Raw genomic sequence first — 13,047 nt, 5'->3', positions numbered from 1 at the left:
TTAATTAGCTTCCTAGTTCTATAACGTCGTTATTTTCTTTTTTGGGTTCAAAAACATTAAGGATTTCCTTAATTTCTACTTTTTGTTCCCAAAGGATTACATCATCTTCTTTATCTGTAATTTTTCCACGTATTTCTACGGGAATCATATCTGTAGGGACCTTTTTATATGGTTGGACAAGTTTGTTTAATTCGTGCATTTTATCAGTAACAAAAACACCATAAATGTTCGCATGGGTCTGTAATACAGCAGCGCCATCGAAATACACAAAATCACCCTTTAAAAGGGTAAGACCATCACTTTGTTTAGCGGTACGCTCTGGACCATCTGTAACAACATCTTTGTCTGCCTCTTTTGATCTAGCCTCATTTTTACAACTTAAAAACGCAAATAAAACTACTGAGACAAAAAATAAATTTTTCATTGATGATAATTTTTAACCTACAGATCCTTCTAAGCTTATTTCCAATAATTTTTGAGCTTCAACTGCAAACTCCATAGGAAGTTTATTTAATACTTCTTTACTAAAACCATTTACAATTAATGCAATAGCCTTTTCGGTATCGATACCTCTTTGGTTACAGTAAAAAATTTGGTCCTCACCAATTTTACTTGTTGTAGCCTCGTGTTCTATTTTAGCCGATTTATTTTTTGCTTCAATATATGGGAAGGTATGGGCCCCACATTCGTTACCCATAAGTAAACTATCACATTGCGAAAAGTTACGCGCGTTTTCTGCTCTGGAATTTATTTGAACCAATCCACGATAGCTATTTTGCGATTTTCCTGCAGATATACCTTTTGAAATAATGGTAGACTTGGTGTTTTTCCCCAAGTGGATCATTTTAGTTCCCGTATCGGCCTGTTGAAAATTATTGGTAACAGCAATGGAATAAAATTCTCCAACTGAATTGTCTCCTTTTAGCACACAACTAGGATATTTCCATGTCACTGCAGAACCTGTTTCAACTTGAGTCCATGAAATCTTTGCATTGGTTTCACATAGGCCTCTTTTGGTTACAAAATTATAAACGCCTCCTTTTCCTTCGGCATTTCCAGGATACCAGTTCTGTACGGTACTGTATTTTATTTCAGCATTGTCCAAGGCAATAAGCTCTACAACGGCGGCATGTAATTGGTTTTCGTCTCTACTTGGTGCTGTACAACCTTCAAGGTAGCTTACATAACTGCCCTCATCAGCGATGACTAATGTACGCTCGAACTGTCCAGTTCCAGCTTGATTAATTCTAAAGTAGGTTGACAATTCCATAGGACATTTTACACCTTTAGGGATATAACAGAAGCTACCATCACTAAATACGGCACTATTTAAAGCGGCATAAAAATTATCTTTTTTAGGGACAACCGTTCCTATATATTTTTTTACTAAATCGGGATGCTCTTTAATAGCTTCGGAAATACTCATAAAAATAATGCCTTGTTCGGCCAAGGTTTTTTTAAAAGTAGTCGCTACTGAAACTGAATCAACAACAACATCCATGGCAACACCAGCCAATTTCTTTTGCTCGTCTAATGAAATCCCTAGCTTTTCGAATGTAGCTAATAATTCAGGATCAACTTCGTCTAAACTATTATATTTTGGTTTTTTATTAGGTGCTGAATAGTAAGAGATGCCTTGAAAATTTGGTTTTTCGTAATTAACATTGGCCCATTCAGGCTCAATCATGTCTTTCCAAATACGAAAAGCTTCCAAGCGCCATTCAGTCATCCATTCAGGTTCTTCTTTCTTTTTGGAAATAGCTTTAACAATATCTTCGTTTAACCCATTAGGAAACGTATCCGATTCAATATCAGTATAAAAACCATATTCATATTCTTTGGTCTTTAGTTCTTCTCTTAAATCGTCTTCTGTATATTTATTACTCATTTGTCGAGTTTAATTTTCAATATCTTTTTGTATGGGGTATAAATTGAATTACAATGAGAATGATTCTCCACATCCGCATGTTCTGTTGGCATTAGGGTTGTTGAAAACGAATCCAGTACCGTTTAATCCTCCAGAATATTCAAGCGTAGTTCCAATTAAGTATAAAAAGCTTTTTTTATCAACAATAATTTTAACTCCATTATCCTCAAACACTTTGTCATCTTCCTGTTTTTCTTTGTCAAATTTTAAGTCGTAAGACAGACCGGAACATCCGCCACTTTTAACACCAACACGAATGTAATCTGAGGATGGATCATATCCGTCTTCAGTCATAAGCTCAATGACTTTTTTCTTAGCTGTTTCAGAAACTTTTATCATAGCCTTAATTAGATTTCGTCTAAATAGAGTGCAAATATACAATATAAGTCCTGCAAAACCATATAACCTAACATTATATTGGTATATGGTTTAATAGTTTTTTATTATTGATTTTTGAAGTTGGGATTATTAACGAATTCGTAATCAGATAGAGATAAAAGAAAGGATTTTAAATCGGACTTATCTTGATTGGATAACTGGACACCACCTTGCGCCACTTTTTTCATTAAAGGATCAATGGTAGTAGAATGTTTTAAGCCTTCACTGTAGTGGTTAATCACTTCTTCTAAAGTGGCAAATCTTCCATCATGCATATAAGGCGCCGTAAATGCTAGATTTCGGAGTGAGGGTGTTTTGAATTTGCCATTGTCCGCAGGGTCTCCAGTAAATTTTCCTAATCCTAAGTCAGTAAACGTAGCGTCTAAACCATTGTTATGAAATAGATTATCTGTCCAAAGCGGATTATTGTCACTACCATGACAATGGAAACAGTCACCTTTGGTTTCATCCATAAACACATTAAATCCGTTCTCTTCTTCTGCAGTTAAAGTGGTCTGTCCCAGTAGAAATTTATCGAACTTGGAATTTGAAGAGATTAAAGTACGTTCAAATTGTGCTATGGCTTTGGTGACCAGAGTAGAGTCTATGTTAGCTTTCCCAAAGGCTTGTTGAAACAGGGTAGGATAGTCGGGGTGTTCTTGCAGTTTTTGAGTAACTTGATTCCAAGTGTTTTTCATTTCGGTAGGATCTGTAACGGGTCTAAAAGCCTGATGCTCCAAGCTAAATACACGACCGTCCCAAAAGAATTTTTCATCGTAATTCCACGCCAAGTTGAATAAGGGCATAGAGTTTCTTTTTCCAATGGAACCATCGATGCCTTCACTAAACCGATTAAGATCTGTAAACGCATGTTCTGGGGTATGGCAATCGGCACAAGCTTGCGTATTATCGCCAGAAAGTATCGGATCGAAGAATAACTTTTTGCCCAAAGCAATGCCTTCAATAGTTTGGGGGTTGTTGGGAGGAAGTATGGGGTTTAGAATTTTATCTTGAAAAAGCTGAGGAATCCTTAAAGGATTTGGTGTTGGGCTATAACGATCCACACTTTCATTGGAGCAGGACCATATAATAAAAGTGGAAATTAACATAAAATATTTAAGCCACAGTTTCAAAATTTATTGTTCTATTGATTTTAGACTGAATGCATTTTGACCGTTTTCAAACATCATAATTTGTGCTGATACATTTGGCATTAGCATTTGATTGTAGGTGTTTAAATTCCAAGTATTGGGGTTTTTAAACCACTCGGCAATGTTCATTTCAATATTAAATGTGCTGTTATTGTTTACAGTGACTGGCCCTAGATTAACAATGATAAATGTGTCTTGAGGAAATATTGGTTCGCTTCCCGAGGTGTCTACAGCTCTAATGGCATGATAGTTGAATCCTTGTTCAATACTGCTGTTGTTTATAAACTTGCCGTCAAATTGCATGTAATGATAACCGCCACCAAGCATCGCAGGGACAAACCATGACGCTGTGTTTAAATCTTGGTAGACAGCATCAGTATTTTTTTCATTTTTAAAGCCGAAGGTAAATGATAGATTTGAATATATCTCATTTGGGATAATCATGGTTGATGTAAATGTTAAATTTTCGCCATTGGTGACATCTACTAAATTATAGTCATTGGTTTTCAAAACTTCTCCTGATTGCTTTGTAAAGGTTATGTCAGAAATAAGATAACGTAAACGTTCAATGCTTAGTTGCTCTCCATTTTCATTCGTAAATTTAATAACATTGAAATCTTGATTCGTAACTGGTGTTCCGTCCCAATGATGTGAAAAATTAAAACTTACTGTTGTATTATTAGCTTTATCATCATTGTCTGTATGACATGATAAAAAGATAGTAAAAAACAATACTACTATTGAAACTGTTTTATTCATTTATTTGAATAATTAGTAAATCGGTAAAACCTTGATTTTTGACAATATCCTGGTTTGACGAATTGGATTCTCCAACTACTATAAAGCTATTGTTTTTTAGCTCAACTGCATCATAAACCAAGTCGATGCCCGAGCCTCCAATTGTTTTTTGCCATATAATATTAGCATTAGCATCAATTTTTATAACCCATGCATCATTTTGGCCTTTATTTTCTTTTAAATCACCATCAGTGCTACGGGAGTTTCCAGATATGATAAAACCATTATCTTGGGTTTTTGAAACAGAACGACCAGCATCAAAACTACTCCCGCCTAAAACTTTTTCCCAAACAATATCACCGTTATCATTTATTTTAATGAGCCATAAATCGGAAGCTCCTTTGTTTAGTGAAACGTCTTTGTCATTACTTCTAGTATTGCCAACGATAAGATAATTTCCATTTCCTGAATTAATAATATCCCAAGCTTCGTCTATTTCACTCCCGCCATAAGATCTTTCCCAAATCAAGTTGCCCAACTCTGAAATTTTAACACCCCAAAAATCATAGCTTCCTTTGTTATTTGAGATATCTACATCGCTGCTGTCTGAAAAGCCTATAATGATATAGCCATTATCTTGTGTTTGAACAATACCGCTTGGCGTATCAGTAAACGTGCCACCATAGTACTTGCTCCATTGTTTTACACCCGAAGCATCTAGTTTAATAACCCAAAAATCCCCTCCAGCATGTCGCTTTGCTGAAAAAGATTTGCTATTGCCTTCGCCACCTGAAGCTGTGACATCTAAAATACCTGTTAATAAAAAACCATCATCATTAGTTTGAATACATGAAATACCCGTATCTACTCCGGAAAAACCAAACGATTTTTCCCATATGACATTTCCTGTGATATCAAGCTTTGTAAACCAAAAATCGGTTAGGCCATTGTTTGCAGAGACATCACCGTCAACACTTTTACTAAAGCCTAAAACAGCAAATCCGCCATCATTGGTTTGAATGATATCGTTGCCTCTATCTTCATCGCTTCCGCCATAGGTTTTCTGCCATTCCAACTCGTGGGTTGCACTAAATTTTAAAAGCCAATAATCAAAAGATGTATTTTGTTTATTGGTAATATCTCCATCCATACTTTGGGTGTACCCTAAAATAGCATAACCGCCATCGGAAGTTTTTACTATGGATTTTCCGCTTTCATTACCTGCGCCACCTAAGGTTGTAATTGTTGCTGTTGGTTCCTGTTTTGTAGGATTTCCAGAATCATCAGAACTACAATTGAATGCAATAAAGATTAGAAAAGATAAAAGATAATATTGGGGCTTAATAAAAAGCATCTCAGTGTTATAAGTCACTTTTTTTAACAACAAATAAACCTCTATTTATGTCGCTTATAATAATATTGCCACTTTCAAAGAATGGGTATATACTCCACACTCCGTCATAGCTAGCATTATTATGTTCGGGATAGGTGTCGAAAAATCCAATTTCGGTCATGGCATTGCTTGATGCTTCAATATTGCTTATATCAAGCACTCTAAGTCCTGCTGCATAATTAGCTAAATAGAAAGTGTTGCCTTTAACGTAACCATTATGGTCTATGGCTAAAGTTGGGCCATGATAGGTTGAAGATAGGACTGGGGCATCCAAATCGGTAAAATCGAAAACAAAGGTTGCTGTATTGTTTCCAAAGAACTGCTCATCCAATTCATCACCGAATATAAAATGTGACATATCGTCTGTAAACCACCCTTGATGGGCATAGCCTGGATTAGGGTAGCTAACGTCTGAGATAAGTTGCGGATTGGATTTATCTGTTACATCTATAATGACTACTGTATTGGATCCAAGGTAATTCCCGTTGCTGCCTATAAAAAGTTTTTTGCCATTATGCTCGGTGTCTGGGCCATTATAGGTCACTACTTGCGCGTCATGAGTATAACCAGAGCCACCATAACCGCCAGCACTTACCGGATTAAGTGGGTTTGAAATATCAACAAAAACAACACCTCCATTATATAAATTACACCCTACTAAATATGCTATATCTTCATTTTCATTAATGACGACATTATGACAACTTCCAACATCGGTGTAAACCATATCAGCAGTAAATATTTCAGGGGGATTAGTAATATTGCGTAAACGTGTTAAATTAAAAATTTGCATGCCATGATTACCGGCATTATCGGCAACTATGTAAGCATAGTTGTTGTGAACTTTAATATCGCGCCAATCGTTACTAGTGGTTTGGGTAGGGAGCTTACCTAGATAAACAAGTTCTTCAGGAGTTGTAATGTCAATAAAGGCAGTGCCGTTATCTAGGCCCATAAGTGCATATTCCCTACCATTGACAGGGTCTGTCCAACCCCAAGAATCATTTCCTGAATTGGCATTGAATGTCGATAATGGTATTTGGGCCATTAAGTCATAACCATTACAAGGATAAATACCAGCGAAACCATTTTCACATTCAAATAAGGCACCAGAAGAATCATCAATATTATCAACAGGTTCGTTACTGCAATATTGGAAGCTGATCAATATAAAAATGCATAAAATAAAAGTTGATAAAATTTTATTGAGGTTAAATTTCATAGGTAGAGTTTTATGTCAAATTTAGTGGATAATTAGTTATTGACCTTAAAGGATGTCAATTTTAACTTAAAAAATGCTCAAATATATTAGGTTATGGTTGTAATGTTGGTTAATATCATACTAGAAATAGGTGTTTTATACAAATAGCTTATTATTTTTGCAGCATGATAGAAGATAAGAACCAAGAAAGGACATCATTAAGTGAGTTGGGTGAGTTTGGTCTGATAGACCATCTTACCAAACATTTCGAAATTAAACAAGAATCGACCATTAAAAGTATTGGGGATGATGCGGCAGTTTTAAATTTTGAAAACAAAAATGTTGTTGTTACAACTGATCTGCTAGTTGAAGGGGTGCATTTCGATTTAAGCTATATGCCATTGAAACACTTAGGGTATAAGGCAGTAATGGTTAATTTATCGGATGTTTATGCTATGAATGCTTCTGCTACCCAGATAACGGTTTCGATTGCAGTATCCAACAGATTTTCATTGGAAGCCTTAGAAGAATTATATAGTGGTATTGAAACCGCAGCAAGGTTGTATAATATAGATGTAGTTGGTGGTGACACAACTTCTTCCAATACCGGATTGCTAATATCTGTAACAGCTTTTGGTGTTTTAAAAAAGGATAAGGCAGTTTATAGATCTGGAGCAAAACCAAATGATTTGTTGGTAGTAACAGGAGATTTAGGTGGGGCTTATATGGGATTACAAGTTTTAGAACGAGAAAAAGAGGTGTATAAGGTGAACCCCAACAATCAACCCGATTTACAGCCATATACTTATATTGTTGAAAGACAATTGAAGCCCGAAGCTAGAAAAGATATTGTTAAGTTGTTTGATCATTTAGATATAAAACCTACAGCAATGATTGATATTAGTGATGGGTTGTCATCTGAAATATTACATATATGCAAGCAAAGTAATGTAGGCTGCGATTTATATGAAAATAAAATTCCACTAGATCCTCAAGTAATTTCAGTATGTGAAGAGTTTAATATAGATAGTACAACAGTGGCCTTAAATGGAGGAGAGGATTACGAACTTTTATTTACCATTTCTCAGGATGATTATCCTAAAATTAAAGCAAACCCTAATTTTACGGTGATTGGTTTTATGACTGAACAAGAAAAAGGGGTGCATTTGGTAACTAGAGCAGATACTAAAATTGCTCTAAAGGCTCAAGGGTGGAAAAACTTTAATGCCTAAAAACCAATAATTCAGGATATTGTTTCTGACGTTTTAAAAGGCGTCTGTTGTGTATATTTTCCAGAACAGCATTTATTTCTTTAAGTTTTGGAGTGAGCTCAGTTAAATTTCCTGATTGATCAGTAGTAAATTGTTTGTTACAGTGTCTGCATTTAAACTCTTTTACGTGACGTGTAACATGCTTGGTTATTTTGAACTCATGTCCAAAAAACGAGCAGTAAATTTTTTTCATATTTTTTGTGCTATTAACTCTTTCTTTGAAAGGGAGTTAAAGGTAAAAAAAAATGTGAAATTTACAAAAGCAATTTAAGCAGCGCTAGTGTTGTATGTTTTTTGTCTAATCTTGCTCAATTTTCTACTGTACATTAACTCTAATACAGCATTAATTTCTTTAAAAGTAGAGGTGAGTTCAGTGAGCTTGCCATTGCTATTGGTAGTTAATTCCTTCTTACAATGGCAACATTTGTATTCTTTAACATGCCGGGTAACCTTTTTGGAAACCAGATAATCATGCCCAAAAAAGCTGCAGTACATTTTTGATAAAAAAGTAGGGTTTTTAGTAGTTTTTTTCATGGCATTAAATTTAAGGCACTATAAACATAGGGAAAAAAATCATTTTATCGTTAAAAAGGAATTATTTTTCGATGAAATGCATAAAATTTTGAAAGAAACTAACTTCATTTTCAATAAAACTCATGTGACCATCTGGGAATTCTACAACTTCTATGTTTGCTGTACGGGCTTCCTTAAATAAGGAATTATAATCTAATACAGGATCTTTTATGCTAATAAACATTGCTTTTTTATGTTGAAATTGACTAAAAGTTTTGTTTCTATTTTTCCTTATTTTCATACCTTCAAGGGCAGCAACTATTCCTTGTAAAGGTGTTTTTAATGCTTCTATAGTTATTTGTTCAATAGTATTAGCGTGTTTGGATTTAGTTTCAGGATTAAACAAGTTGGCAATCGCAATTCGAATAAATGTTTTATGGTCATGCTTAACGGCAGTTATGGCCCTGTCCCTATTTTGTTTACGTTCTTCACTATCTGATTGGGAAGTTGAGTTCACCAGTAATAGTCCGTCAACATATTCTGGATATTTTTCAGCCAAAGCCAAAGCGACATAGCCTCCCATAGAATGTCCTGCAACGGTATATGTTTTAATATTAAGTTGACTTATAACAGCATTTACCGCTTCAGCCATCTGTTCCATAGTATGGATATAACCCATGCATTCAGTTTTTCCGTGGCCTAATAAATCAATACAAATAATCCTGTTTTGATTTTTTAGTCCATTTATGAACGGATACCATATTGTTGAATTTTCTAAAAAGCCATGTAGTAAAACAATAGTTTTGCCTATGCCATAATCAGTATAAAAAACAGAAGTGTTTTTGTACTTTAAAATCACGATTTCACTTTCTTAATAGCTGTAAACGCTTTATCAACATAATCATCCTCTACCAAAATAGTAAACTCGTTGGTTGTAGAAAGTACTTCGTAAAGGACAACGCCCTCCCAAGCCAAGCGTTTAAAAAAATGATAATATAAGCCCGCAATTTTTGAGTTGTCCTCTGGTAAGTTTATGCTAATGGCAGTGAGTCCATCTTGAATAGCTAAAAACAATTCCATTTTAAAATGTTCTAAAACAAAGTCTTTTAAACTACTGGAAATAATAATATTGCTTTCATGGATACCGCGCGTAAAGGTATAGAATAGCTTTGATTCCTGGTTAATGCGATTCAAAACCTTGGCATGGCTATCTATAAGAGTGTCTGAATTTTTTACTGTAAAATCTGTTAGGTTAGATCGCACCGTTATATCACCCAAATTTTGAATGACACGTTTCATTTTTACCGAATTGGACAAAGCTGGTGGTGGACTATACCTTCTTAAGGCCATCATAATTGCTCCTGGCTTTACCTCTTTTTTTAGCATGTTGCTAATGGGTTCGGTCAATTCTATAGCTAAAGCACTAAAGTTGATAATGTTTCTTGATAATGCTTCTTCTAAATAAGGTTGTGAAATGAGTATATCCTCAACGCAGTTAGATACAGTTTTCATAAGGTATTTATAACGTGTTAACTATTTAACATTATGTGTAAATGTAAACTTTTTTTTTAATAAATAGTTGCTATGTGAATTTGGATTTTAATTTTGTTCCAAATTTTTAATAATGAAAGTATTAAAGTTTGGGGGAACATCTGTAGGTACTGTTAAGAATATGCAGCATGTTAAGGATATTATTACAGATGGCACTAAGAAAATTGTGGTGTTGTCTGCAATGTCTGGTACTACAAATACATTGGTTTCTATTGCTAGTGATATTTTCAATAAAACACCTAACCAAGCTGTAGACACAATTAATAAGATGCATGAGTCTTATTTTGTTGTAATAGATGAACTCCTTGTAGACGACTCATTTAATAGTGATGTAAAAAATTATGCTACCGAAATTTTTAATTTTTTATTGGAAGCTACTTATTTAGAGTATTCTAAAAATTTAGAAAATAAAATTTTAGCACAAGGTGAGTTACTTTCAACTTATATGTTTAATGCATATTTAAAGCAAGAGGGAATAAGTTCTTCGTTGTTACCGGCATTGGATTTTATGAGAATTAATAGTGCCAAAGAACCAGATTTGGTCTCAATAAAAGAAAAATTTGGAGGAGTGTTAGAAACTACTCCAGAATCAGATATATATATTACACAAGGGTTTATTTGTTTAGATGAAAATGATGATGTGTCCAATCTACAGCGTGGCGGGAGTGATTATACAGCTACTATTATTGGTGCGGTGATTCATGCTGAAGAGGTACAGATTTGGACGGATATTGATGGGATGCACAATAATGACCCAAGATTTGTTGAAAATACCCATCCTATTTCAAACCTGTCCTTTGATGAAGCTGCCGAGTTAGCCTATTTTGGAGCAAAAATATTGCATCCGCAAACAGTGTTGCCAGTTAGGGAAGATGGCATACCCGTGCGTTTAAAAAATACTATGGATCCTGCCGCCGATGGCACGTTGATTTCTAGCGATACCTCCGAAAATGGAATCAAGGCTATAGCAGCAAAAGATAATATTACAGCCATAAAAATTAAATCTGGACGCATGCTTCAAGCCTATGGATTTTTAAAGAAAGTCTTTGAAGTTTTCGAGACTTATGAGACGTCCATAGATATGATTACTACATCGGAAGTGGCAGTATCATTAACTATTGATGATGATAAAAACTTAGATAGAATTGTTTCAGAACTAGAAAAGATTGCATCTATTGAAGTTGATAAAAACCAAACTATTGTCTGTTTGGTAGGTCATTCTATTGTTAGCCATGACAGTACCTTTAAACTATTTCAAATATTACAGGATGTAAAAATTAGAATGATCTCCTACGGAGGTAGCAGAAATAATATTTCTTTGCTTATAAATTCTAATGATAAGATTACTACGCTGAACAAACTAAACGATTATTTATTTGAATTAGTCACTCTTTAAATACCCGAAAATTAGTTTTGTTCCGATAAAAAGGGGTGCTTAAGCACCCCTTTTATATTTTTTAAGAATTCATAAGGTCTTCAATCTCGTCGGCTTCAATAGGAATGTTTCGCATCAAATTAAAGGGTTCGCCATGTTCTTGAATAACCACATCGTCCTCTAGACGTATACCGAAACCTTCATCTGGAATATATATAGCAGGTTCTACAGTAAAAACCATATTAGCTTGCATGGGTTCGGTTAAAATACCGTAGTCGTGTGTGTCTAGACCCATGTGGTGGCTGGTGCCATGCATGAAATATTTTTTATAAGCTGGCCAATCGGGATTTTCGTTTTGCACATCGGCTTTGTCCAATAAGCCTAAACGAAGTAATTCACTGGTCATTAACTTACCAACTTCAACATGGTAAGCTGCCCAATCGGTTCCTGGGATTAACATTTTGGTAGCTTCGATTTTAATCCTATTTACTGCGTTATAGACGGCTTTTTGTCTTTTATTAAAACGACCAGAAACAGGTATGGTTCGGGTCATATCACTAGAATAATTAGCATATTCGGCACCTATATCCATTAAAATTAAATCGCCTGTTTTACATTGTTGGTTGTTTTCTATATAGTGTAACACATTGGCATTATTACCAGAAGCAACTATTGGTGTATAAGCGAATTTTTTAGAGCGGTTGTTTAAAAATTCATGTATGAACTCTGCTTCAATTTCAAATTCCCAGACATTGGGTTTTACAAAATTTAAAACACGCCTAAACCCTTTTTCGGTAATGTCACATGCTTTTTGAATCAAATCAATTTCTATAGGATCTTTAACCGATCTTAAGCGTTGTAAAATAGGCGCGCTTTTGGCGACGCTATGGGCTGGATATTTTTCTTTTAACCACTTGGTGTATCGGTCTTCTCTAGTTTCGGTTTCAACATTAGCACGATAGTGTTCGTTGGTGTTTATGTAAACTGTGTCGCATTGTGTCATGAGTTCGAACATGATTTTTTCCATCTCTTGTAACCAATACACTGTTTTTATACCGCTAACCTGAAAAGCTTTATCCTTAGTTAGTTTTTCACCCTCCCAGATGGCAATATGCTCATTGGTTTCTCTAAGAAACAATATTTCACGATGTTTTTCTTTAGGACAATCTGGAAATAAAACTAATATACTTTCTTCTTGATCTACTCCGCTTAAATAAAAGATATCGCGATGTTGTTCAAAAGGCATGGTGCTATCGGCACTAATAGGATAGATATCGTTCGAGTTAAAAACGGCCAAGCTATTAGGCTTCATTTTTGCCGTAAAGTTTTTGCGGTTTTTAATAAATAACTGATTGTTTATAGGGTAATATTTCATCTGTTTTAAAAATTTTAATTATTTCGGTGAGTTAACAAAAATTAAATTTATTTATGTTCATATCATTATGATATCAGCTTATTAGAGTCTAAAATTAAGCAAACTCATGGTACTAAAGTAAAATTCTTGGGATTTCTTAATAATTATTTAAGAATCATTCTAAATAGCAAAAAC

The 13,047-nt window shown here is 34.6% G+C and carries 14 protein-coding genes; 2 read left to right on the top strand and 12 right to left on the bottom strand.

Features of this window, described 5'->3' with window-relative positions:
• Window positions 1-4 precede the first annotated feature (4 nt).
• The 7 genes from K7G79_RS04895 to K7G79_RS04865 form a co-directional block, all read right to left on the bottom strand.
• Window positions 5-424 carry a hypothetical protein gene (locus K7G79_RS04895; protein WP_223549721.1) on the bottom strand — a complete coding sequence of 140 codons (420 nt, stop codon included), beginning with the start codon at window positions 422-424 and terminating at the stop codon, window positions 5-7.
• Window positions 425-436: 12 nt separating this feature from the next.
• Window positions 437-1,888 (bottom strand): Fe-S cluster assembly protein SufB, encoded by a 1,452-nt coding sequence (sufB, locus tag K7G79_RS04890; protein WP_223549719.1) that lies wholly within the window; start codon window positions 1,886-1,888, stop codon window positions 437-439.
• 48 nt (window positions 1,889-1,936) lie between these two features.
• Complete coding sequence (locus K7G79_RS04885) at window positions 1,937-2,266, bottom strand: iron-sulfur cluster assembly accessory protein (protein WP_223549717.1); 330 nt, start codon at window positions 2,264-2,266, stop codon at window positions 1,937-1,939.
• Window positions 2,267-2,370: 104 nt separating this feature from the next.
• Window positions 2,371-3,414 (bottom strand): cytochrome-c peroxidase, encoded by a 1,044-nt coding sequence (locus tag K7G79_RS04880; RefSeq protein WP_223549715.1) that lies wholly within the window; start codon window positions 3,412-3,414, stop codon window positions 2,371-2,373.
• A 27-nt stretch (window positions 3,415-3,441) separates the two neighbouring features.
• Window positions 3,442-4,215 (bottom strand): MbnP family protein, encoded by a 774-nt coding sequence (locus K7G79_RS04875; RefSeq protein WP_223549713.1) that lies wholly within the window; start codon window positions 4,213-4,215, stop codon window positions 3,442-3,444.
• Entirely contained in the window at window positions 4,208-5,566 is a 1,359-nt protein-coding gene (locus K7G79_RS04870) for a hypothetical protein (RefSeq protein WP_223549711.1), read from the bottom strand. The genes K7G79_RS04875 and K7G79_RS04870 overlap by 8 nt, the downstream gene beginning before the upstream one ends.
• The gene (locus K7G79_RS04865; protein ID WP_223549709.1) at window positions 5,556-6,809 is read right to left on the bottom strand and encodes a choice-of-anchor B family protein; all 1,254 of its coding nucleotides are present in this window, start codon (window positions 6,807-6,809) and stop codon (window positions 5,556-5,558) included. Before K7G79_RS04865 ends, K7G79_RS04870 begins: the two co-directional genes overlap by 11 nt.
• 164 nt (window positions 6,810-6,973) lie before the next feature.
• Here K7G79_RS04865 and thiL point away from each other — a divergent pair, with 164 nt between their 5' ends.
• Entirely contained in the window at window positions 6,974-8,020 is a 1,047-nt protein-coding gene (thiL, locus tag K7G79_RS04860; RefSeq protein WP_223549707.1) for a thiamine-phosphate kinase, read from the top strand.
• Here the strand turns inward: thiL and K7G79_RS04855 are convergent.
• From K7G79_RS04855 to K7G79_RS04840, 4 genes are all read right to left on the bottom strand, one after another.
• Window positions 8,010-8,252 carry a hypothetical protein gene (locus K7G79_RS04855; protein WP_223549705.1) on the bottom strand — a complete coding sequence of 81 codons (243 nt, stop codon included), beginning with the start codon at window positions 8,250-8,252 and terminating at the stop codon, window positions 8,010-8,012. The genes thiL and K7G79_RS04855 overlap by 11 nt on opposite strands.
• A gap of 74 nt (window positions 8,253-8,326) precedes the next feature.
• A complete protein-coding gene (locus K7G79_RS04850) occupies window positions 8,327-8,593 on the bottom strand; it encodes a hypothetical protein (protein WP_223549703.1) in 267 nt (88 codons plus the stop codon).
• A gap of 61 nt (window positions 8,594-8,654) precedes the next feature.
• Entirely contained in the window at window positions 8,655-9,431 is a 777-nt protein-coding gene (locus K7G79_RS04845) for an alpha/beta fold hydrolase (RefSeq protein ID WP_223549701.1), read from the bottom strand.
• Entirely contained in the window at window positions 9,428-10,084 is a 657-nt protein-coding gene (locus tag K7G79_RS04840) for a hypothetical protein (RefSeq protein ID WP_223549699.1), read from the bottom strand. Before K7G79_RS04840 ends, K7G79_RS04845 begins: the two co-directional genes overlap by 4 nt.
• Before the next feature lie 112 nt (window positions 10,085-10,196).
• Between K7G79_RS04840 and K7G79_RS04835 the strand changes: the two genes are divergently transcribed.
• Window positions 10,197-11,519: an aspartate kinase gene (locus K7G79_RS04835; protein ID WP_223549697.1), complete on the top strand. Its 1,323-nt coding sequence runs from the start codon at window positions 10,197-10,199 to the stop codon at window positions 11,517-11,519.
• 61 nt (window positions 11,520-11,580) lie between these two features.
• Here K7G79_RS04835 and K7G79_RS04830 read toward each other — a convergent pair whose 3' ends face one another.
• Window positions 11,581-12,873, bottom strand: coding sequence for an aminopeptidase P family protein (locus tag K7G79_RS04830; protein WP_223549695.1), 1,293 nt, complete (start codon window positions 12,871-12,873; stop codon window positions 11,581-11,583).
• Between the last annotated feature and the right edge of the window lie 174 nt (window positions 12,874-13,047).

This window comes from Aestuariivivens sp. NBU2969, from assembly GCF_019931125.1.
In the GTDB taxonomy this organism is placed as follows: domain Bacteria; phylum Bacteroidota; class Bacteroidia; order Flavobacteriales; family Flavobacteriaceae; genus Aestuariivivens; species Aestuariivivens marinum.
The sequence above is the reverse complement of the archived record's forward strand: the minus strand, read 5'-3'. Positions and strand labels throughout refer to the sequence as shown.

Coding starts and splice junctions, on each gene's coding strand:
- K7G79_RS04885 (WP_223549717.1), bottom strand. CDS start 2,266: ATGATAAAAGTTTCTGAAACAGCTAAGAAAAAAGTCATTGAGCTTATG.
- K7G79_RS04850 (WP_223549703.1), bottom strand. CDS start 8,593: ATGAAAAAAACTACTAAAAACCCTACTTTTTTATCAAAAATGTACTGC.
- K7G79_RS04855 (WP_223549705.1), bottom strand. CDS start 8,252: ATGAAAAAAATTTACTGCTCGTTTTTTGGACATGAGTTCAAAATAACC.
- sufB (WP_223549719.1), bottom strand. CDS start 1,888: ATGAGTAATAAATATACAGAAGACGATTTAAGAGAAGAACTAAAGACC.
- K7G79_RS04830 (WP_223549695.1), bottom strand. CDS start 12,873: ATGAAATATTACCCTATAAACAATCAGTTATTTATTAAAAACCGCAAA.
- K7G79_RS04880 (WP_223549715.1), bottom strand. CDS start 3,414: ATGTTAATTTCCACTTTTATTATATGGTCCTGCTCCAATGAAAGTGTG.
- K7G79_RS04895 (WP_223549721.1), bottom strand. CDS start 424: ATGAAAAATTTATTTTTTGTCTCAGTAGTTTTATTTGCGTTTTTAAGT.
- thiL (WP_223549707.1), top strand. CDS start 6,974: ATGATAGAAGATAAGAACCAAGAAAGGACATCATTAAGTGAGTTGGGT.
- K7G79_RS04875 (WP_223549713.1), bottom strand. CDS start 4,215: ATGAATAAAACAGTTTCAATAGTAGTATTGTTTTTTACTATCTTTTTA.
- K7G79_RS04835 (WP_223549697.1), top strand. CDS start 10,197: ATGAAAGTATTAAAGTTTGGGGGAACATCTGTAGGTACTGTTAAGAAT.
- K7G79_RS04840 (WP_223549699.1), bottom strand. CDS start 10,084: ATGAAAACTGTATCTAACTGCGTTGAGGATATACTCATTTCACAACCT.
- K7G79_RS04865 (WP_223549709.1), bottom strand. CDS start 6,809: ATGAAATTTAACCTCAATAAAATTTTATCAACTTTTATTTTATGCATT.